Here is a 20,405-nt window from a genome sequence, read left to right as displayed (position 1 = left end):
GACGGACCGAAGGAGACACCGTGCCCGACTACCAGGTGACCAAGACCGACGAGCAGTGGCGCGAGGAGTTGTCGCCGCAGGAGTATGCCGTGCTGCGCGAGTCCGCGACCGAGCGTCCGTTCACGGGTGAATACACCGACACCGAGACCGAGGGTGTCTACTCCTGTCGCGCGTGCGGCGCCGAGCTCTTCCGCAGCACCACGAAGTTCCACAGCCACTGCGGCTGGCCATCGTTCTACGCGCCCAGCAAGGACGACAACGTCGAGCTGATCGAAGACCGTTCCAGCGGCATGGTGCGCACCGAAGTGCGTTGTGCCAGTTGCGGATCGCATCTCGGCCACGTCTTCGAGGGCGAGGGCTTCGACACCCCGACCGACCAGCGTTACTGCATCAACTCGGTGAGCCTGAAGCTCCAGCCAACGCAGTGACGACGTGCCGGGTCGCTCAGCGCAGGCGGCGCACCAGATCGCCGATCGGCGTGAGCGGCCCGGTGAAGAACGGCGTCTCCTCACGCACGTGCCGCCGGGCCTCGGTGGCGCGCAGATCCCGCATCAGATCGACGATCCGGTGCAGCTCGTTGGCCTCGAAGGCCAGCAGCCACTCATAGTCACCGAGCGCGAACGCCGGCACGGTGTTGGCGCGCACGTCCGGATAGTCGCGCGCGGCCAGGCCGTGGTCCTTGAGCATCGTGCGGCGCTCGGCGTCGGGCAGCAGATACCACTCGTAGGACCGCACGAACGGGTAGAGGCACAGATACTTCTTCGGCTCCGGGTCGACCAGGAAGTCCGGCACGTGCGACTTGTTGAACTCCGCCGGCCGGTGCACGGCGGCGTTGGACCAGAACGGCTCGAAGTAGCGGCCAAGATCGCTGGCGAGGAAGCCGTGATAGGCCGCCTGCAGTGGCTCGATTGTGGGCGCGTGCCACCAGATGAGCAGGTCCGCCTCGGCCCGCAGACCGCCGACGTCGTAGGTGCCGCGCACGATCACGTCCTGCGCTGACAACTCCTTGAAGAACCGCTCGGCGCCCGCGATCAGCTCCTCGCGGTCCTCGGGCAGGTCGCGAGCCGCGCGGAACACCGAATACATCGTGTAGCGCACCGTGTCATTGATCTCGTTGATCGCCTTCGCACCCGGTCGCAGCCGCTGCTCGTCACTCATGTTCTTGGCCGCGCCTCTGCCCTCGTCTGCGGGCCTCGCTCGTGCCTCGCTCGTGTCCTCAACTCGGTCGTCGCTCATGCCGTTTGCCGCGCCTCTGCCCTCGTCTGCGGGCCTCGCTCGTGCCTCGCTCGTGTCCTCAACTCGGTCGTCGCTCATGCTCATGTTCTCCATTGTCGTGGTCGACCGTCCCACCCTGGAGGGAGGTCAGAATGTGTTGCGCGGCCGTCCTGCCGGAGGCAATGCACGCCGGTATGCCGACTCCGTCATACGCCGCTCCGGCCAGGCGCACCGTGCCGTCCTCGGGCAGCGCGGCACGCGCGCGGGCGACTCGGTCGAGGTGGCCGACGGCATACTGCGGCAGCGCGCCGCCCCAGCGCTGGACGTGCACGGCCTTCGGTCGCGGGAGGTCAGCGCGCACAGCCTCGCCAAGCTCACGCGCCGCGAGGGCGGCGAGTTCCGCGTCGGAGCGTTGCAACACAGCAACCTCGCGGTGCCGACCGAGTGAGGCGCGCACGTAGAAGGTGTCCGGGGCCGAAGCCGCCAGCCACGGCCACTTGCGACTGCTGAAGGTCGACGCCTTCACCGAGCGACCGTCGACCGCCGGCACCAGGAAGCCGCTCGACTCCGGGAAGCGCTCGGCGACCGAGGCGTCATACCCGAAGGTGACGATCGCCATCGAGGCGTAGTCGATGGCGGCGAGTTCCGTTACGGCAGAAGGCGATAGCTCACCCAGCAGGCGAGCGGTCGGGGCCGCCGGAGTGGCCAGCACCACCGCGTCAGCGACGAGATAGTCGTCCGACCGCGTGGAGCCGGTGCGCAACCGCCAGCGGCCGTCCGCGCCGCGGGTGGCGTGCGTCACCGGAGCGTTGACCCGCAGGTGCACCCCGCGGTGTTCGAGGGCGAGCACAAGTTCGCCGGGCAGCCGACCGACGCCACCCTCGAGCCCGGCGAAGACCGGCGCCGGCGTCGCGCCGGGCGCGGGCTGTGCGGCTCGGGCCACCGAGGACAGCGGGGCGCCCTCGCTCGCCGCCGTGAAGAGGGCGGGCAGGCAGGCGCGGGCGGAGAGCAGCCGCGCGTGCCCGGCATACACCCCGCCGAGCAGCGGCTCGACCAGCCGGTCCACGACCGCAGGGCCGAAGGCGCGCGCGATCAGGTCGCCGAGTGACTCGTCGGCAGAGTGGGTGTGCACCGTGACCTCGTGCGCGGCCCGGTCGACCTCGGCTCCGGTGAGCAGTCCGCCCAAGGACCGCGGGTCTGACGGGACGCCCATCACGGTGCCCGAGGGCATCGGAGTGAGAACTCCCCTGCTCCAGATGTATGCCGGAAGCCGCTGGGGATGAACGGTATTCGCACCAGCTGCGGTGATGATCTCGCCGGTCTCCGGTCGGCGGGCGAGCATCGACTCCGCACCGACGTCCACCTGGTGGTCGCCGACCTGGGCGAGTCTGAGCTTGCCGCCGATGCGGTCGCTGCCCTCAAGCAGGTGCACCTCGTGGCCGCTGCCCGCGAGCTCGAGCGCGGCGGCCAGGCCGGTGATCCCGCCACCGACGACCGCGATGGTGCTCACGCCCACGTCCTCTCACCGATGCCTGCTACGACCGATCGTAGTAATGGAATCCGCACCACCCCGCGGCGGGATCCTCAGCCGATGCCGACCTCGATGGCCGCCTCCCGCAGCGGCGGCAGCGCAGTCGCTAATCGGTCCGGGGCGAGGGCGAAGGGTGTGCGCACATAGCGGTCCAGGCCGCGCCCATCGACCGCGAAGGCCGACCCGCTGTGCAGCGCCACCCCGCGCCGGCGGCCCGCAGCGACGAGGGCAGTCGATCGCGCCGCGGGCAGCGTCCACCACACAGCGAGTCCACCGCCCGGCGTCGTCGCGCTCCACCCGAGCGACCGGCCGAACTCCAGCAGCAGGTCACGCGATGCCGTGTACTGCGCTCGCGCCTCCGGCGGAACCGTGGGCTGGGAGCACAGCAACTCCACCAGGGTGAGTTGGTCGATGACCGGCGGCGCGAGGTCCAGCGCCCGGCGGGCGGTGGACAGCGCGGCGACGCGGCGTGGCGTGGTGCGGATCCACCCCATCCGCAGGCCGCCCCAGTAGGTCTTGCTCGCCGAACCGATCGTCACGACGTCACCGTCGAAGGCCGCGACCGGCGACACCTCCGGCCGCTCGTCGAGCCAGGTCTCGCAAAGGGTTTCGTCGACGATGCCGAGCACGTCGTGCCGTCGCCAGATCCGCGTGAGCCGCTCGCGATCGGCGTCGTTGAGCAATCGACCGGTCGGGTTCTGGAAGTCGGCGACGACCAGCATCGCCGAGACCGCGCCGCTCGCCGCGAGGCGCTCGATCTCCTCGAAGTCCGGACGTTCGGTGGCCGGGACCGACACCACTCGATGGCCAGCATTGCGCACTGCCGCAACGGAATTCGGATAACCAGGGGTCTCCAACAGCACCCTGCCACGCGCGACGGCGCCCTGCATCAGCAGGGCGGCAGCGGCCTGGGCTCCGCCGGTCACCAGGATCTGGTCCGGTGTCGTCGGCACTCCGCGCTCGGCATACCGATCAGCGATCGCCTGCCGCAGCTCCGGCAGCCCTTCGGCGAAATAGCCTGCGTCACAGGCGAATCGGGGCAGCTGCTCGGCCGCCGTGCGGACCGCCGCGGCCACCCCGGGCACCGGCGCCGGCGAGGCGCAGATGAGATCGTGCGGCACAGCCCCCGGATCACCGGCCGGTCCGATTGGCTCTCCGCCCCCGGCCGCCGGGCCACCCGGCACACTCACGACCGTGCCCGACCCACGGCGCGCCACGGCATACCCCGCATCGATCAGCTCGCCATACGCCTTGGTGACGGTCGTGCGTGAAACCCCCAGTGCGACAACAAGTTCGCGCTCGCTCGGCAGTCGCGTGCCGTCCAACACCCTGGCATCCCAGACCAGCGAGCGGATGCCGTCCGCGAGCGAGCGATAGCGCGGCACCGAGACATCGGCCGGCCCGAGCAACTCGGCGAGGCGGCGACCGGACAATCGGGTGGTCATGCGTCCACTCTCTCCGAAGTGGACCTTTTCGACAAGACCACTTCGCGAGGAGACTGGCTGCATGATGACCGAACGCCGCGCGCTCGCCAACCTCACCCCGCTGGACCAGCTGCGAGCCGGTGCCCTGCCCCGTCGACTCGCGCAACTCTTCGTCGGCCTCACGCTCTACGGCATCGCGATGGCTCTGATGGTGCGTGCGGGCATCGGGCTCGACCCGTGGGACGTCTTCCACGTCGGCGTCTCGCTGCACACGGGGTGGAGCCTCGGCCTGGCGGTGATCATCGTGAGCCTGCCGGTGCTGCTGCTCTGGGCGCCGCTGCGTCAGTGGCCGGGATTCGGCACCATCGCCAACGCGATTTGGATCGGCATCGCGACCAACATCGGGCTCGCGCTGATCCGGCCGATCCACGGGCTGGTGCTGCAGACCGCGATGTGCCTGCTCGCCGTCGTCATCAACGCGATCGGCGGCGCGCTCTACATCGGCAGCCAGCTCGGCCCTGGGCCGCGCGACGGACTGATGACCGGCATCCACCGTCGCACCGGTGTGAGTCTGCGCGCAGTCCGCACCGGCCTCGAACTCACCGTGCTCGTCATTGGCTGGCTGCTCGGCGGCGTCGTCGGCATCGGCACCCTGCTGTATGCCGTCCTGATCGGCCCGCTGGTGCAGTTCTTTCTGCCGTGGTGCATCGTCCCGCTGGCCCACCGGCGCGCGCCTGCTCCCCCGGTGGCCGAAACCGTCGCCCAACCCCTACACCCGTAGTAGAGCCCTCCGGTCGTTATAGCGACCACTTCACGGGGCTTCGGCGGGCGGCGCTCAGCCGGCGGAGAGTTCGTGCACCAGCGCGGTGACGCGGGTCAGCATGTCCGGGTCGGTCGAGGGCAGCACGCCGTGCCCGAGGTTGAAGATGTGACCGGGCGCGTGTGCGCCCGCCGCGAGGATCTCGCGCACCTTGGCCTCCAGCGGCTCCCACGGCGCGAAGAGCAGCGCCGGGTCGAGATTGCCCTGCAGTGCGTACTGCCCACCGAGCCGCGCGTTCGCCTCCTCGAGGCTGATCCGGTAATCGACACCGACCACGTCGGCACCGGCCGCACCCATCGACGCGAGCAACTCCCCCGTGCCAACACCGAAGTGGATCCGCGGCACCTCCAGGTCGGCGACGCCCGACAGCACCGCCGCCGAATGCTGCTGCACGTGCCGCTCGTAGTCCGGCCGTGACAGTGCGCCGACCCACGAGTCGAAGAGCTGTATGGCGGACGCGCCCGCCTCGATCTGCACCCGCAGGAAGGTCGTGGAGATGCGAGCAAGCTTGGCGCACAACGCATTCCAGGTGACGGGGTCGCCATACATCATGGCTTTGGTGTGTTCGTGGTTGCGCGACGGACCGCCCTCGACGAGATAGGAGGCGAGGGTGAACGGTGCCCCGGCGAAGCCGACGAGGGCCTTGTCACCGAGCTCAGCCACGGTGAGCCGCACGGCCTCGGCGATGTCGTCGATCACCGCGGGGTCGAGGTCGGGCAGTGCGTCCACATCGGCTCGCGTGCGCACCGGCGACGCGACCACCGGGCCGGTGCCGGGCACGATGTCGACGTCGATGCCGGCGGCCGCGAGCGGCACCACGATGTCGCTGAAGAAGACGGCCGCGTCGACATCGTGCCGGCGCACCGGCTGCAGGGTGATCTCGGCAACCAGCTCGGGGGTGCGGCAGGCCTGCAACATCGGGACGCCCTCACGGACCCGGCGGTATTCGGGCAACGACCGGCCCGCCTGACGCATGAACCAAACGGGAGTGTGCGACACGGGCAGGCCGCGAGCGGCACGAACGAGGAGACTCACGATCCCCGATCCTCCCACGGCCCGAGCAGGGCCCGAGCACGGCTCAGAGCTCCGCTCAGCTGCCCGCCTCAGAGCACGGTCAGCGCCACACCGACCAGCGCAAGCAGCACACCGACCAGCTGCACCCGCCGCAACCGCTCGTGCAGCAACACCCAGGCGAGCACCACCGTCACCACCGGATAGAGCGAGGAGAGCACCCCGACGACGCCGACCGCGCCGAGCCCGGACGCGATCGAGAACAGCGCATTGGCCAACAGGTCACCGCAGCCGGTGAGCCACAGCCCGGGCAGGTCGCGCCGGGCCGGCCGTCCGCCGCTCGGGCGACGCACCAGCAGCACCACGGCCAGCATCACCACGCTGGTCAGCCGCATCGCCCACAACGTGCCGACAATGTTGCTGCGCGCGCCCTGGTGCAGCGACACCATCGAGGTGCCGAAACCCGCGGCGGCGACGAGCGCGAGCAGCACCGGCATCCGGCCGACCGCGCCACTCAGCTCCGGCCCGGACGCCAGGATGATCCCGGCCAGCGCACAGCCGATCCCGGCCAGCGTCAGCGCTCCCAGCCGGTCCCCCGCGACCCACCCGGCCACCACCGGCAGGATCGCTCCGGTCGCCGCGATCGGCGACACCACGCCCATCGTCCCGCGGGCGAGCGCGGCGTAGAAGCTCGTCAGGGCGACCGTCCCGGCGACGCCACACAGGGCTCCCCACCCCAGCCAGGCACCTCCCGGCATACCGGATCTGACCAGGCGTGCGGCGAAGACGAGGGTCATCACGGCCAGCGCGCCCGCCTGACTGACGACCACGACCCGCACCGCGGCGATCCGCCGGGCGAAGATGCCCCCGGCATAGTCCGCGCTCCCCCACGACAGGGCCGCCGCGAGCGCGATGGCGACGGGCAGCACGGGCATGGGGCGCATCGTCGCAGATCGTCGACCTTCCTCGGCGCGCCCTCCCGGGTTCGAAGGGGTGTTCGACCTACGCTCGTCGGCGTGGGGACTTCGAAGATGAGCGGAGACGCCGGGTCCTTCTTCGCGAAGGCCGTCGCGGCACTGCATGGCGTGCGCCTGCGCCCGGAGATCCGGCTCGAGGAGGTGCCGGCGCCGGGACGCATCGCGCCCTATTCGCTGGCGCTGACCGCCGACGTGATCTCGACCCAGGACGGCGAGGACGAGCTCGCCTCCGGCCGCTTCGTGGTGTTGCACGACCCGACCGCGCCCGATCCCTGGGATGGCGTATGGCGGGTGGTCACCTTCGCGCGCGCCGCTCTCGATCCGGAGATGGGCACCGACCCGATGCTGTCCGATGTCGGCTGGAGCTGGCTCACCGACGCCTTGGCGGAGAACGGCTGCGCCTTCACCGCGCCGGCCGGCACCGTCACCACCGTGCTCTCGCAGGGTTACGGCAGCCTGTCCGACAATGGCGCGAGCGTCGACATGGAGGTGCGGGCCTCGTGGACCCCGACCACCGACGACCTCACCACGCACCTGCAGGCCTGGACGACCCTGCTGTGCACGATCGCGGGCCTTCCCCCGCTGCCCGAGGGCGTGGTGGCCCTGCCGGGGCAGCGTCGATGACCGACGCGCCCGACTATCCCCTGCTGTCGGCGCCGGCCGACGGCGTGCCCGACCTCATCGTCGACGAACGCGCGCTGCAACGGGCTGCCGACGCGATCGCGGCGGGCTCCGGTCCGGTCGCCTTGGACGCCGAGCGCGCCTCGGGATTCCGGTATGGCGGCCGCGCCTATCTGGTGCAATTGCGCCGCGAAGGTGTCGGCAATTTCCTCATCGACCCGATCGCCTGCCCCGACCTGACCCCGCTGAACGACGCCATCGGTGATGCCGAATGGGTGCTGCACGCCGCCACCCAGGACCTGCCCTGCCTGGCCGAGGTCGGGCTGCGCCCGGTGCGGCTGTTCGACACCGAGCTCGGCTCCCGGCTGGCCGGGCTGCCCCGCGTCGGGCTGGCGTCGGTGGTCGAGCACTACCTCGGGGTGACGCTCGCCAAGGAGCACTCCGCAGTGGACTGGTCCGAGCGGCCCCTGCCGCAACCCTGGCTGGTCTACGCCACCCTCGACGTCGAGCTGCTGGTGCCGGTGCGCGACCACCTGGCCGCCGACCTGGAGGCGCAGGGCAAGACCGAGATCGCGGCGCAGGAGTTCGACGCGCTCACCCGATTCACCGGCCCGCCGCAGCGCACCGACCCCTGGCGCCGCACCGGGGGCATGCACAAGGTGCGCGGCCGCCGGGCCATCGCCCGGGTCCGCGAGCTCTGGCTGGCCCGCGACGCCATCGCCGCGCATCGCGACATTGCCCCGGGGCGCGTCCTGCCCGATGCGCTGCTGGTCGAGATGGCGGTCGCCGATCCGAAGAATTCCGGTGAGCTGCTGGCGTTGCGCCAGCAAAACTCCCGCTCCGGCCGGCCCCACCCCTCGCTCGGGCGCTATCAGCGCGACTGGCTGAGTGCCCTGCACCGGGTGCGGGCCCTGCCCGAGGCCCAGTTGCCGCCGGCCACCGTGCGCAGCGACGCGCCGCCACCACCCAAGGCCTGGGCCGACCGGCACCCGGTCGCGGCAGCCCGGCTGACCGACGCGAGGGCGGCTCTGCAGCGCGAGTCCGAGGAGCGCGGCATACCGGTGGAAAATCTCCTCACGCCCGACTCGCTGCGTCGCGTCTTGTGGGAGGCGCCGGAAACGGTTGAGCCGCAATGGTTTTCCGACCGGCTCGTCGCCCTTGGCGCTCGACCCTGGCAGGTCGACCTGGCGCTGCCGATCCTGACGCGCACCGTCGCCGACCACCCTGCTACTGACGAGTAACTACATCGGTAGAGTGGGCCGCACCAACACGTCTCACCCTGGGAGGCCACGTGCCCCGCACACTCTCCGAGGTCGTCTTCGTCGACGGGGTCCGCACCCCATTCGGCAAGGCCGGTGACAAGGGCATCTACGCCCAGACCCGTGCCGACGACCTGGTCATCAAATGCATCCGTGAGCTGCTGCGCCGGCAGCCGAACCTGCCGCCGGAGCGGGTCGAGGAGGTCGCGATCGCGGCCACCACCCAGATCGGTGATCAGGGCCTGACCCTCGGCCGGGTCGCCGGGCTGCTCGCCGGCCTGCCGAAGAGCACGCCGGGCTATTCGGTCGACCGCATGTGCGCCGGCGCGATGACCGCGGTGACCAACACCGCGTCCTCGATCGCCTTCGGGTCCTACGAGATCGGCATCGCCGGCGGCGTCGAGCACATGGGCCGCCACCCGATGGGTGAGGGCGTCGACCCCAATCCGCGGATCGTCGCCGAGAAGCTCGTCGACCCCTCCGCGCTGGTCATGGGCCAGACCGCCGAAAACCTGCACGACCGCTTCCCCGCGATCACCAAGGAGCGCTGCGACGCCTTCGCGGTCGCCAGCCAGAACAAGCTGGAGCAGGCGTATGCCGACGGCAAGATCCAGCCCGACCTGATCACCGTCGCCACCCGCCACGACGAGCGCGGCTGGGGCCTGGCCACCGAGGACGAGCCGCCGCGCAAGGGCGTGCAACTGGACGACCTGGCCGATCTCAAGACGCCCTTCCGCGCGCACGGCAAGGTCACCGCGGGCAACGCCGCCGGCCTCAACGACGGCGCCACCGCCTGCCTGCTCGCCTCCGAGCGCGCGGCGGCCGACCTCGGCCTGCCGGTCGCGATGCGGCTGGTCACCTACTCCTTCGTGGGTGTCGAGCCGGAGGTCATGGGCATCGGACCGGTGCCCGCGACCGAGAAGGCTCTCGACCACGCCGGCCTCGACATCAGCGACATCGGCCTCTTCGAGCTCAACGAGGCCTTCGCCGTGCAGGTGCTCGCCTTCCTGGACCACTTCGGCATCGCCCAGGACGACCCGCGGGTCAACCCGTGGGGCGGCGCGATCGCCACCGGCCACCCGCTCGCGTCCTCCGGGGTGCGGCTGATGACCCAGCTCGCGCGCCAGTTCGCCGAGCAACCGCAGGTGCGCTACGGCCTCACCGCGATGTGCATCGGCATCGGCATGGGCGGCGCGGTGATCTGGGAGAACCCGCACCACGCCGACTACCAGCCCTCGATCAGCACGTCCTCGATCAGCACGTCCTCGATCAGCAAGGAGGAGGCCTCCGCATGAGCGAGGAGCAGACCTACACCGAGGTCGTCACCCACGTCCGCGCACAAGACATCCGGCTGCCCGCCGGCACCTTCGTGTTGCTGACCTTGGACAACGGTTTCGATCACACCAAACCCAATTCGTTCGGCGATCAGGGTCTGGCCGAACTCGCCGAGCAGCTCGACGCCGCCAAGGCTCGGGCCGAGGCCGGCGAGATCGTCGGGCTCGGCATCACCGGCAAGCCGTTCATCTTCGCCGTCGGCGCCGACCTCAAGGGCGTCGGCACGATCACCTCGCGCGAGGAGGCGCTGCGCGTCGCCCGCCAGGGCCACGACACCTTCAGCAAGATCAGCGAGCTGTCGGTGCCGACCTTCGCCTTCATCAACGGTGCCTCGATGGGCGGCGGTGTCGAGATCGCGCTGTATGCCGACCACCGCACCATCTCCTCCGACGTGCCGGCCTATGCCACGCCGGAGGTGTTCCTCGGCCTGGTCCCGGGCTGGGGCGGCACCTACCTGCTGCCGCGCCTGATCGGTGTCGAGAAGGCCTTGCAGCTGATCGTCACCAACCCGCTCAACAACAACCGGATGATCAAGGGCAAGGACGCCTTCGCCCTCGGCGTCGCCGAGCAGCTCTTCGAGCCGGTCACCTTCCTGGAGGATTCCCTGGCGTATGCCGGGGACGTCATCTCCGGCAAGGTCACCCCGAAGGCACCCGAGGTGGACACCGATGAGGCCTCCTGGAATGCCGCCGTCGATGCGGCCCAGACGGCCGCGGACCAGCGCACCGGCGGGGCGAGCCCGTCGGCATACCGCGCCTTGGAGTTGGTGCGGCAGGCACGCACGGCGACCCGCGAGGAGGCCTTCGAGGCCGAGAACCAGGCGCTCGCCGACCTGATCATGGGCGACGAACTGCGCGCCGGGCTCTACGCCTTCGACCTGGTGCAGCGCCGGGCCAAGCGGCCGGCGGGCGCGCCGGACAAGTCGCTCGCCCGGCCGGTGACCAAGGTCGGCATCGTCGGCGCGGGCCTGATGGCCAGTCAGCTGGCGCTGCTGTTCGCCCGCCAGCTGCGGGTGCCGGTCATCCTCACCGACCTCGATCAGGAGCGGGTGGACAAGGGCGTGGGCTATGTCCACGACGAGATCGACAAGCTGCTCGCCAAGGGCCGAGTGTCGCAGGACATGGCGAACGGGCTGAAGGCCCTGGTCACCGGGTCGACCAGCAAGGACGGCTTCGCCGACGCCGACTTCGTCATCGAGGCGGTCTTCGAGGAGATGGGCGTCAAGCAGAAGGTGTGGGCCGAGGTCGAGCAGGTCGTCGGCCCCGAGTGCGTGCTGGCGACCAACACCTCCTCGCTGTCGATCACCGAGATGGCGGCCGGGCTGCAGCACCCCGAGCGCGTGGTGGGCTTCCACTTCTTCAACCCGGTCGCGGTGATGCCGCTGCTGGAGATCATTCGCGGTGAGCGCACCGACGACGCCACGCTCGCGACCGCGTTCGCCACCGGCAAGTCGCTGAAGAAGACCTGCATCCTGGTGAAGAACTCCCCGTCCTTCGTGGTGAACCGGCTGCTCGGCCGGTTCATGGGTGAGGCCGGCAAGATCGCCGACGAGGGCACGCCCTTCGAGACCGTGGAGCGCGCCTTCGCCGGGGTCACGCCGATGCCGCCGTTCATGTTGATCTCGCTGGTCGGCCCGGCGATCGCGCTGCACAACAGCGAGACGCTGCACGCGGCCTTCCCCGAGCGGTTCTACGTCTCGCCCAACTTGGCCAAGGTGGTCGCGGCGAAGGCTGGCGGGTTCTACGGCGCCGACGGCAAGCCCGACGAGCAGGTGCTCGCGCTCTTCGACCCGCCGGCGCAACCGGTCGAGCTCAGCGAGGAGCAGGTGCGCGAGCGGGCGCTGGAGGCGCTCGCGGACGAGATCCGCCGCATGCTGGACGAGGGCGTCGTCGCCGCCGCGCAGGACATCGACCTGGCGATGATCACCGGCGCCGGCTTCCCGTTCTGGAATGGCGGCGTCACCCCGCTGCTCGACCGCACCGGCATCGCCGAGCGCGTCACGGGTGAGCGATTTCTCACCCCTGGGGTGGCCAGCGTTCCGGCCGGCTAGGGCTTAGGCTGGTCTGACGCCGCGCGAAACGCCGTGCCCCGACACGCTCGGGTGCACGGCGTTTCGTCATATCTCACATATGAGATACCGTTCTCGGCATGAGCGACGACTACCTGTCCCGGATCGGAGTGCTGATCCGAGACGCCCGTCGCCACAAGAACCTGACCCAAGCCGAGCTTGCGACCTCGCTGCGCACCAGTCAGAGCGCTGTCGCCCGCATCGAGCAAGGCAAACAGAACCTGACGTTGGAAACCCTCGCCCGCATCGGCGAGGCCCTGGACACTGAGGTGGTCACCGTGGCAGCTGCGACACCGACGAACTTGCGCATCGAAGGTGGGCGCAAGCTCTCCGGCGCGATCGACGTGCGTACTTCCAAGAACGCGGCGGTCGCGTGCCTGTGCGCCGCGCTGCTCAACAAGGGGCGCACGACCTTGCGCAACCTGGCGCGCATCGAGGAGGTGAACCGGATCACCGAGGTGCTCGACTCCATCGGGGTCAAGACCCGCTGGCTGCCGGGCACGAGCGATCTGGAAATCACCCCGACCGGTGAGCACGTCACGCTCGACACGATGGACGAGGCCGCGGCCCGGCGCACCCGCACGATCTTGATGTTCCTCGGTCCGCTGCTGCACGAGTTCGATGAGTTCAAGCTGCCCAACGCCGGCGGCTGCGACCTCGGCGAGCGCACCGTGGAGCCGCACCTGCAGGCGCTGAAGAACTGGGGTCTGGACGTGGTGGCCTCGCACGGCTACTACCACGCCACCGTCGACCGTTCAGTGAGCCCGACGCGTGCGGTCGTGCTGACCGAGCGCGGCGACACCGTCACCGAGAACGCGCTCTTCGCCGCGGCCCGCTACGACGGCACCACCACGATCCGCAACGCCAGCCCCAACTACATGGTCCAGGACCTGTGCTTCTTCCTGCAGGAGCTCGGCGTCGAGATCGAGGGCATCGGCTCCACCACGCTGACCGTCAAGGGCGTGCCGCAGATCAACAAGGACGTCGAGTACCACCCCTCCGAGGACCCGATCGAGGCGATGTCGCTGGTCGCGGCCGCCATCGTGACCCAGTCCGAGATCACCATCAACCGGGTGCCGATCGAGTTCATGGAGATGGAGCTCGCCCAGCTGGAGCTGATGGGTTTCACCTACGAGATGACCCCGGAGTACACCTCCTGCAACGGGCGCACCCGCCTGGTCGACCTCACCACCAAGCCGGGCCCGCTGCACGCGCCCAAGGACAAGATCCACCCGATGCCCTTCCCCGGCCTCAATATCGACAACCTGCCGTTCTTCGCGGTGATCGCCGCGATCGCCGAGGGCAGCACGACGATCCACGACTGGGTCTACGACAACCGGGCGATCTACCTGATCGACCTCAACGCGCTCGGCGCCAAGGTGCAGCTGATGGACCCGCACCGCGTCCTCATCGAAGGCCCGACCCGCTGGCGGCCGGCCGAGGTGATGTGCCCGCCGGCGCTGCGCCCGGGCGTGGTGATCCTGCTCGGCATGCTCGCCGCGCCAGGTGTGTCGGTGCTGCGCAACACCTACGTCATCAACCGCGGTTACGAGGAACTGGCTTCGCGCCTCAACGCGATTGGCGCCAAGATCGAGACCTTCCGCGACATCTGAGTCCGGTATGGCGATCACCGGCTTCTTCGAGCATCCGGGAGTCATCGCGATGGCTCACCGCGGGTTCTCCCGCGCGGGCCTGGAGAACTCGATGGAAGCCTTCGGGGCGGCAGTCGACCTCGGTTATCGGTATGTCGAAACTGACGTGCACGCCACCGCCGACGGCGTCTGCGTCGCCTTCCACGACGACACCCTCGACCGGGTGACCGATGGCACGGGGCGCCTGCGGGAGTTGCCGTGGGCCACCGTGCGGGAGGCCAAGATCGGTGGTGTGGCCGCCATACCTCGGCTGGACGATTTGTTCGAGCAGTGGCCGGACCTGCGGATCAACATCGACTGCAAGCACCCGAGCGCGATCGGTCCGCTCGTGGACGCGATCGAGCGGCACCGGGCGCACGAGCGAGTCTGTGTGGCGTCCTTCTCCGACCGGACCCGGCGCACGGTGTTGCGGCGGCTGTCCGCACCGGCCGCGACGTCGGCCGGGCAGACGCAGATCGCGGCCTTCGTGCTCGCCTCGCAGGCGCGCCTCGGCCACCTCGCCGCGACCACGCTGCAGGGCGTCGACTGCATCCAGGTGCCACCGAGCCACGCCCGCATCCCGATCGTCACGCGGGCCACCATCTCGGCCGCACACGCGGCCAGCGCCCAGGTGCATGTCTGGACCATCGACGAGCCATCGGAGATGCACGCCCTGCTCGACCTCGGCGTGGACGGCATACTCACCGATCGTGCCGATATGCTGAAAAACGTTCTCGTGCAACGCAATCAGTGGGCGTGATCTCGATCGTATGCCGCTCGCTCACCGCTCGACGGCGAGCTTGCCGGCCAGCCCGATCATCGCTAGTCCGCCGCCGGCTCGCAGACGCTGGATCCGCTGCGGACGTCGCTGGAACCACGAGCGGAGCGATCCGGCAGCGAACACCCACACGGTCTCGATCAGCACCTGCGCGATTCCGCCGGCCAGCCCGATGATGAGCATCTGCACCGTCGGGTGGGCGATTCGGTGGTCGACGAACTGCGGCAAGATCGCCATCAGCGAGACGATGCTCTTGGGGTTTGCGACGCCGACGAAGACGCCCTGGCGGACCGATGCCTGGGCTCCCACCGCGACCGTCGACTCCGTCGGTCCGAAGTCGATGCCACCGCGGGCCGATCTGATCGACTGGATGCCCAGCCACAAGAGATAACACGCGCCGGCGATCTTCACGACGAAGAACAGCTTCGCCGAGGTCGCGACGATCGCTCCGAGCCCAGCGAGCACCAGTGCCAGCAGGGCCATTCCGCCGAGGGCGTTGCCCAGCACGATCCACATCGCCGACCGGCGCCCGCGGGTGATGGCCCGGCTGGTCTCCAGCAGCACCGACGGCCCAGGGATCGCCGACAAAAGAGCCGAGAGCACCAGGAATCCGAGGACGAGGCCGGGGTTAACGGGCACCCAGCCAACCTACCGGCGTCATCGCCGGATTGAGCGTCCTCAGCTAGCGTCCAGTGCATCACTTGTGCACCTGGCCCCGAGGAGCCCCATGACCGCCGCCGCGGAACGTCACCAGCAGTTCGCCGCCACCTTCGCCTCGGTGATCGAGGCGACGACCGACTGGGACGCGCAATCCCCCGTGCCCGACTGGAAAGCCAAGGATGTCGTCGACCACCTCCTCGGCTGGCTGCCGCCGTTGGTGAGCGCCTGGTCCACAACCTCGCTGGCCGACGCATCCGGCGACACGGCCGCCGAGCGGTGGGCCGGTCGCGCCGCCGAGGTGCAGACCTTGCTGGACGACCCCGCCCGCAGCGCCGAGCCGGTCAGCACCGGACCGTTCGCCGGCCAACCGCTCGGCGACGTCATCGACCGGATCTACGTCTCGGACATCTTCATGCACACCTGGGACCTCGCCCGCGCCGGAGGCATCACGGTGCAGCTCGACCCGGACTTCGCCCGCCAGATGCTGGCCGGGATGCGCGAGATCGAGTCGGTGTTGCGCGAATCGGGTCAGTACGGTCCGGCCACCCACACCGACAGCACCGACCCGGTCGACCAGTTGATGGCCTTCGTCGGTCGACAGGTCTAGCCACAGCGTCCGCAGCAACGCACCACCGCTCGCGCCCAAACGCGGACACAACGGCCCCGCCGTGCGCAGCGTCCGCAGGAACGCACTACCCCTCGTGCGCATCTGCGGACACACGATCCACACGGCGTCACAGCGTCCGCAGTAACGCACTACCCCTCGCGCGCATCTGCGGACACAACGCCGCGAGCGTCAGCGGGACTCCGCGACGACCTCGGCGATCCAGTGCGTGATCGACGGACGCCACCGATCCCGTTCCGCAGCCGTGCTGCGCGACAGCGCACGCTGCCAGCCGAGGATCCGTCCGACCCGAGCGAGCAGCAAGGCATCCGGCACCACCGACAGCAATTCCGCCGTCGGTGCGACATCGGACCAGCAGGTCAGATAGGCCCGCAACAGCCGGGCATCACGGCCGGCGTCGTCGGGCAGGTCGAAATTGTTCGAGGGGTCGCGCAGCGCGATCAGCAAGGAGCACAACGGGTTGCCGACATACGCATCACCCCAGTCGAAGATCCGCGCCTCATGCCCGCCCGCGCTCGACCCGTCGGCGAAGACATTCCCCGAGTGCAGGTCGTCGTGCTGAATCGTGAGCGGCAGTCCGACGGCGTCGAGCCGTTCCGCCGCCGCGCGCAGCGCCGGCAGGCATTCCGGATGTATGCCGAGTTCATCCCACGCGGCCACCAGGTCGGCCGGCGCGAGGAGAGGCACCCCGCGCGCCACCAGTGCGTCGGTCACCTTGATCGACGCCCGCTGCAACCGCGCATAACGGCGCAGCATCCCCGACAACAGGCTGACGATCGTGTCGGCGGTCGCGACCTCGCGCAAGGTCGTGCCCTGGTCGGGCACCAGCAACCACTCGCGAGCAGGGTCCGCGGCCCACACCGGCGGCATCAGGTCGGGCGCGACATCGGTGAGCAGGTCGTAGACCGCGGTCTCGGAGGTGGCCTCCGGCACCGACGCCTTGCACCACACCCGCCCCTGCGAGGTCTCGGCCACCAGTTGGGTCGACCACGGCCGCACCCGCGGCTGCAAGGGTGTGGTCGGCACCCGGGTCACGCCGCGGGACGCGAGCGCCTGATCCATCCAGCGCACCGCCTCCCAGCGCCAGGCGTCGCTCGACCACACCTCGCTCGCCGGGCCAGCGAAAGCCGATCCCGGCAGTGCCTCCAGGGTCAACGGGTCAGGCAATGGGCCCGAGCCGACGCGACACCTCGGTGCTCACGACATCCGCGGTGAGGCCGATTTGCTCGAGCACCTGCGAGCGCGAGGCGTGCTCCGGGAAGGTCTTCGGCACGCCAAAACAATGCACCGGCTGGAACTGGCCGTCCTCGCGCAGGGCGTGCACCACCGCGGAGCCGATGCCGCCCTCGACCAGGTTGTCCTCGACCACGACGCAGTGGCGGGCCCGCCGAGCCAGATGCACCAGGTCGGGGCTCACCGGCAGCACCCAGCGGGGGTCGACGACCATCACCGAGTGGCCCTGGGCCTCGATCTTGTCGGCGGCGTCGAGCGCCAGCGGCGCCATCGCACCGACCGCGACGATCAGCACCTCCGGGTCGTCGCTGTCGCGCAGCACGTCGACCGCGCCCTCGCGGCGCACGGCGAGCAGCGGGTCGCCGACATCGCCCTTGGGGAACCTGATCACCGTCGGCGCGTCATCCACCTCGACCGCTTCGCGCAGCTGTGCCTTCACCTGCTCGCCATCGCGCGGGGCAGCGAGCCGCAGCCCGGGCACGATCGAGCAGATCGCCATATCCCACATGCCGTTGTGCGACGGGCCGTCCGAGCCGGTGATGCCCGCGCGATCGAGCACGAAGGTCACGCCCTGCTGGTGCAGCGCGCAGTCCATCAGCAACTGGTCGAACGCCCGGTTGAGGAAGGTGGAGTAGACCGCGACCACCGGGTGCAGCCCGGCATACGACATCCCGGAGGCCATGGTGACCGCATGCTGCTCGGCGATGCCCACGTCGACGACCCGGTCGGGATAGGCCTCGGCGAATTTGTCCAGTCCGACCGGGATCAGCATCGCCGCCGTCACCGCGACGATGTCGGGACGTTCGGCACCGAGGCGGACCATCTCCTCGGCGAATTCGTCGGTCCAGATGCGACCGGACACCTCGAAGGGCAGCCCGGTCTCGGGATTGATCTTGCCGATGCCGTGCATCCGGTCGGCGATATCGTCCAGCGCCGGCTGGTAGCCGCGGCCCTTCTCGGTGATGACGTGCACCAGGCACGGGCCGCCGAAGTCGCGAGCCCGCTGCAGCGCGTGCTCGACCGCCTGCTCGTCGTGCCCGTCGACCGGCCCGAGGTACTTCAGCCCGAGGTCTTCGAACATCCCCTCCTGCGGGGCGATGATGTCCTTGATCCCCTTCTTCACCCCGTGCAAGGTGCCGTATGCCGCGTTGCCCACCACCGGGGTCTGCTTGAGTCGCGACTTGCCCCAGCCGAGGACCTTCTCGTACTGCCGCGTCGTGCGCAGCACCGCCAGGTGCTCGGCCAGCCCGCCGATCGTCGGTGCGTAGGACCGCTCGTTGTCGTTGACGACGATGACCAGCGGCAGGTCCTTGTCGACCGCGATGTTGTTGAGGGCCTCCCAGGCCATCCCGCCGGTGAGTGCGCCGTCACCGATCACCGCGACGGTATGCCGGTCGTTCTCCCCCGCCACGCGACGCGCCTTGGCGATGCCGTGGGCCCAGGACAGCGACACCGAGGCGTGGCTGGACTCGACCACATCGTGCTTGGACTCCGCGCGGCTCGGGTAGCCGGACAGGCCGCCCTGCTTCTTCAGCTTGCTGAAGTCCTGCCGGCCGGTGAGCAGCTTGTGCACATAGGACTGGTGGCCGGTGTCGAAGACCAGCGTGTCGTGCGGGGAGTTGAAGACCCGGTGCATCGCGATGGTGAGTTCGACGACCCCGAGGTTAGGCCCCAGGTGTCCCCCGGTCTTGGAGACCGCTTGCACGAGGAACTCCCGGATCTCCTGCGCCAGCGCGTCCAGATCCTCGACCGGCACCTTCTTGACGTCGCTCGGGCCGGCGATTCTTGCAAGCAGTCCCACGGAGGTCGACTTCCTTTTCGATGACAACTCGTCCGAGTCTAAATGCTGGACACCGGTCACCGGGCCGGTCGCCCTGACCGGCATCGGCTCGATGCCGGTCAGGGCGGGATGCGCCGATCGTTACTTCTGGAAGGGCGTCTTGTATGCCGCCGCGTCGTCCGAGGTCTCCGGACCGGTGCCGATCATCTTCAGGCCGCCGGGCACCTTCGCCGGCTGGTAGACGAACATCGACCGGGTCGAGGGCTGGCCCGGCTTGGTGAAGTCCAGCGGCGGGGTCAGCCCCTGGGTGTCGACCGTGGTCTTGCGCACCGCCTTGAGCACGCCGGCCCGGGTCAGGTCACCGTCGGAGCAGGCCTGCTTGAGGATCGCGCCCCACACCAGACCGAAGGCGTAACCCTGCATCGGGCCGTAGGTCGGCGTCTGGTCCGGGTGCTCCTTGGTGAACTGCGCCGCGATCTCCTTGGCCTTGGGCAGGTCGGAGTTGAACGGCACCTGCAGCGCGTCGGTGGTGTACTGCCCACTGGTGAGCAGGCCGGCGACCGGGCTGGACAGCAACTGCGGGGTGTAGGTCGGACCGCTGCCGTAGATCGGCACCGTCATCCCCTGCGCCTTGGCGGTGCCGAGCGCCGATGCGGTCTGCGCCGGGGTGGTGGTGAGCAGGATCGCCTTGACGCCGGCGCCCTTGAGCTTGGTCACCGCCGAGGTGAGATCGCTCTGGGTCGAGGTGACCGTCGCCTCGACCAGCTTCATCTTGTGCTTGGAGGCGTAGTACTTCGAGCCGAGCGCGCCGTTCTTGCCGTATTCGGAATCGATGTAGATGTGGCCAATGGTGTCGCCGTCCTTGATCTTGCCCGCCTTCTGCAGGCGGCTCAGACCGTTGATCGACTCGATGTCATAGGTCGCGCCGACCATCACCACATTGGGCACGTCCAGGTTGCTCGAGGCCCACGAGGACGGGATCGCGGCCATCTTGTCGGCCACCATGGACTTCTTCAGCGCTGCCAGGATCGGGGACCCCAGCAGCTGGATCATGCCGAGCTCTTTGGTCTTCATCTGGTTGTAGAGCGGCACCGCCTTCTCCGCGCTGTAGCCGGAGTCGCTGGTGATGATCTTGATCTGCCGGCCGCAGATGCCACCCTGCTTGTTCACGTCATCGGCCCACATCTGGTTGCCCTGGGTGATGCCGAGGCCGAGCACCTTGAACACGCCGGACAGGTCGGTGAGCGCACCGAGGGTGATCTCCTTGTCGGTCACGCCGACGTCGGTCTTGACGCCACCGTTGCCGCCGCCCGCGCCGGACCCGCCATTGGATCCGCCGTTGTTGGCCTTGGTGCTGCAGCCGGTGAGAGCCATCGTCACGGCCACGGCCGCGGTGGCCGCGGTCTTCGCCATCCTGCTAGAACGCATCGGGGTCTT

At 69.6% G+C, this 20,405-nt stretch carries 18 protein-coding genes; 9 read left to right on the top strand and 9 right to left on the bottom strand.

All coding sequences use genetic code 11. From position 1 onward, the window contains the following. The first annotated feature begins 20 nt into the window (after positions 1–20). Positions 21–428: a peptide-methionine (R)-S-oxide reductase MsrB gene (gene msrB, locus G9U51_RS14215; protein WP_171715574.1), complete on the top strand. Its 408-nt coding sequence runs from the start codon at positions 21–23 to the stop codon at positions 426–428. A gap of 16 nt (positions 429–444) precedes the next feature. On the opposite strand, the gene hemQ is transcribed toward msrB, so the two are convergent. From hemQ to G9U51_RS14200, 3 genes are all read right to left on the bottom strand, one after another. Next, on the bottom strand, positions 445–1,158 hold the full coding sequence (gene hemQ, locus G9U51_RS14210; RefSeq protein ID WP_166197660.1) for a hydrogen peroxide-dependent heme synthase: 714 nt from the start codon (positions 1,156–1,158) through the stop codon (positions 445–447). A 136-nt stretch (positions 1,159–1,294) separates the two neighbouring features. Next, the gene (gene hemG, locus G9U51_RS14205) at positions 1,295–2,725 is read right to left on the bottom strand and encodes a protoporphyrinogen oxidase (protein WP_328823486.1); all 1,431 of its coding nucleotides are present in this window, start codon (positions 2,723–2,725) and stop codon (positions 1,295–1,297) included. Positions 2,726–2,799: 74 nt separating this feature from the next. Further along, a complete protein-coding gene (locus G9U51_RS14200) occupies positions 2,800–4,191 on the bottom strand; it encodes an aminotransferase-like domain-containing protein (RefSeq protein WP_166197658.1) in 1,392 nt (463 codons plus the stop codon). A gap of 61 nt (positions 4,192–4,252) precedes the next feature. Between G9U51_RS14200 and yczE the strand changes: the two genes are divergently transcribed. Continuing rightward, positions 4,253–4,951: a membrane protein YczE gene (gene yczE / locus G9U51_RS14195; RefSeq protein ID WP_407941446.1), complete on the top strand. Its 699-nt coding sequence runs from the start codon at positions 4,253–4,255 to the stop codon at positions 4,949–4,951. Between the two features lie 54 nt (positions 4,952–5,005). Here the strand turns inward: yczE and hemE are convergent, their stop codons facing one another. Beyond that, entirely contained in the window at positions 5,006–6,028 is a 1,023-nt protein-coding gene (hemE, locus tag G9U51_RS14190; protein WP_166197840.1) for a uroporphyrinogen decarboxylase, read from the bottom strand. 65 nt (positions 6,029–6,093) lie between these two features. After that, positions 6,094–6,936, bottom strand: coding sequence for a DMT family transporter (locus G9U51_RS14185; protein WP_166197656.1), 843 nt, complete (start codon positions 6,934–6,936; stop codon positions 6,094–6,096). A gap of 81 nt (positions 6,937–7,017) precedes the next feature. Between G9U51_RS14185 and G9U51_RS14180 the strand changes: the two genes are divergently transcribed. The 6 genes from G9U51_RS14180 (at position 7,018) to G9U51_RS14155 (ending at position 14,652) form a co-directional block, all read left to right on the top strand. After that, positions 7,018–7,602 (top strand): DUF3000 domain-containing protein, encoded by a 585-nt coding sequence (locus G9U51_RS14180; protein ID WP_328823485.1) that lies wholly within the window; start codon positions 7,018–7,020, stop codon positions 7,600–7,602. Further along, entirely contained in the window at positions 7,599–8,840 is a 1,242-nt protein-coding gene (locus G9U51_RS14175; RefSeq protein ID WP_166197653.1) for an HRDC domain-containing protein, read from the top strand. Before G9U51_RS14180 ends, G9U51_RS14175 begins: the two co-directional genes overlap by 4 nt. Positions 8,841–8,890: 50 nt before the next feature. Next, the gene (locus tag G9U51_RS14170) at positions 8,891–10,153 is read left to right on the top strand and encodes a thiolase family protein (protein ID WP_166197651.1); all 1,263 of its coding nucleotides are present in this window, start codon (positions 8,891–8,893) and stop codon (positions 10,151–10,153) included. Then, entirely contained in the window at positions 10,150–12,243 is a 2,094-nt protein-coding gene (locus tag G9U51_RS14165) for a 3-hydroxyacyl-CoA dehydrogenase NAD-binding domain-containing protein (RefSeq protein WP_166197649.1), read from the top strand. Before G9U51_RS14170 ends, G9U51_RS14165 begins: the two co-directional genes overlap by 4 nt. A gap of 98 nt (positions 12,244–12,341) precedes the next feature. Further along, positions 12,342–13,874 carry a helix-turn-helix domain-containing protein gene (locus tag G9U51_RS14160; RefSeq protein WP_166197647.1) on the top strand — a complete coding sequence of 511 codons (1,533 nt, stop codon included), beginning with the start codon at positions 12,342–12,344 and terminating at the stop codon, positions 13,872–13,874. A 7-nt stretch (positions 13,875–13,881) separates the two neighbouring features. Continuing rightward, positions 13,882–14,652, top strand: coding sequence for a glycerophosphodiester phosphodiesterase (locus G9U51_RS14155; RefSeq protein ID WP_166197645.1), 771 nt, complete (start codon positions 13,882–13,884; stop codon positions 14,650–14,652). A gap of 21 nt (positions 14,653–14,673) precedes the next feature. Here G9U51_RS14155 and G9U51_RS14150 read toward each other — a convergent pair whose 3' ends face one another. After that, complete coding sequence (locus G9U51_RS14150) at positions 14,674–15,309, bottom strand: LysE family translocator (protein WP_166197643.1); 636 nt, start codon at positions 15,307–15,309, stop codon at positions 14,674–14,676. A gap of 88 nt (positions 15,310–15,397) precedes the next feature. Between G9U51_RS14150 and G9U51_RS14145 the strand changes: the two genes are divergently transcribed. Beyond that, positions 15,398–15,937, top strand: coding sequence for a maleylpyruvate isomerase N-terminal domain-containing protein (locus G9U51_RS14145; RefSeq protein WP_166197641.1), 540 nt, complete (start codon positions 15,398–15,400; stop codon positions 15,935–15,937). Positions 15,938–16,126: 189 nt separating this feature from the next. Here the strand turns inward: G9U51_RS14145 and G9U51_RS14140 are convergent, their stop codons facing one another. The 3 genes from G9U51_RS14140 to G9U51_RS14130 form a co-directional block, all read right to left on the bottom strand. Continuing rightward, entirely contained in the window at positions 16,127–17,110 is a 984-nt protein-coding gene (locus G9U51_RS14140) for an aminoglycoside phosphotransferase family protein (RefSeq protein ID WP_235946154.1), read from the bottom strand. 4 nt (positions 17,111–17,114) lie between these two features. Continuing rightward, positions 17,115–18,989, bottom strand: a complete 1,875-nt coding sequence (gene dxs, locus G9U51_RS14135) for a 1-deoxy-D-xylulose-5-phosphate synthase (protein ID WP_166197639.1) — start codon at positions 18,987–18,989, stop codon at positions 17,115–17,117. Between the two features lie 120 nt (positions 18,990–19,109). Beyond that, a complete protein-coding gene (locus G9U51_RS14130) occupies positions 19,110–20,396 on the bottom strand; it encodes an ABC transporter substrate-binding protein (RefSeq protein ID WP_207948335.1) in 1,287 nt (428 codons plus the stop codon). Positions 20,397–20,405: the final 9 nt, after the last annotated feature.

The organism is Metallococcus carri, assembly GCF_011440275.1.
Taxonomy (GTDB): Bacteria; Actinomycetota; Actinomycetes; order Actinomycetales; family Dermatophilaceae; genus Metallococcus; species Metallococcus carri.
Note: the sequence above shows the minus strand (reverse complement) of the source record. Positions and strands in the feature narration are given on the sequence as shown.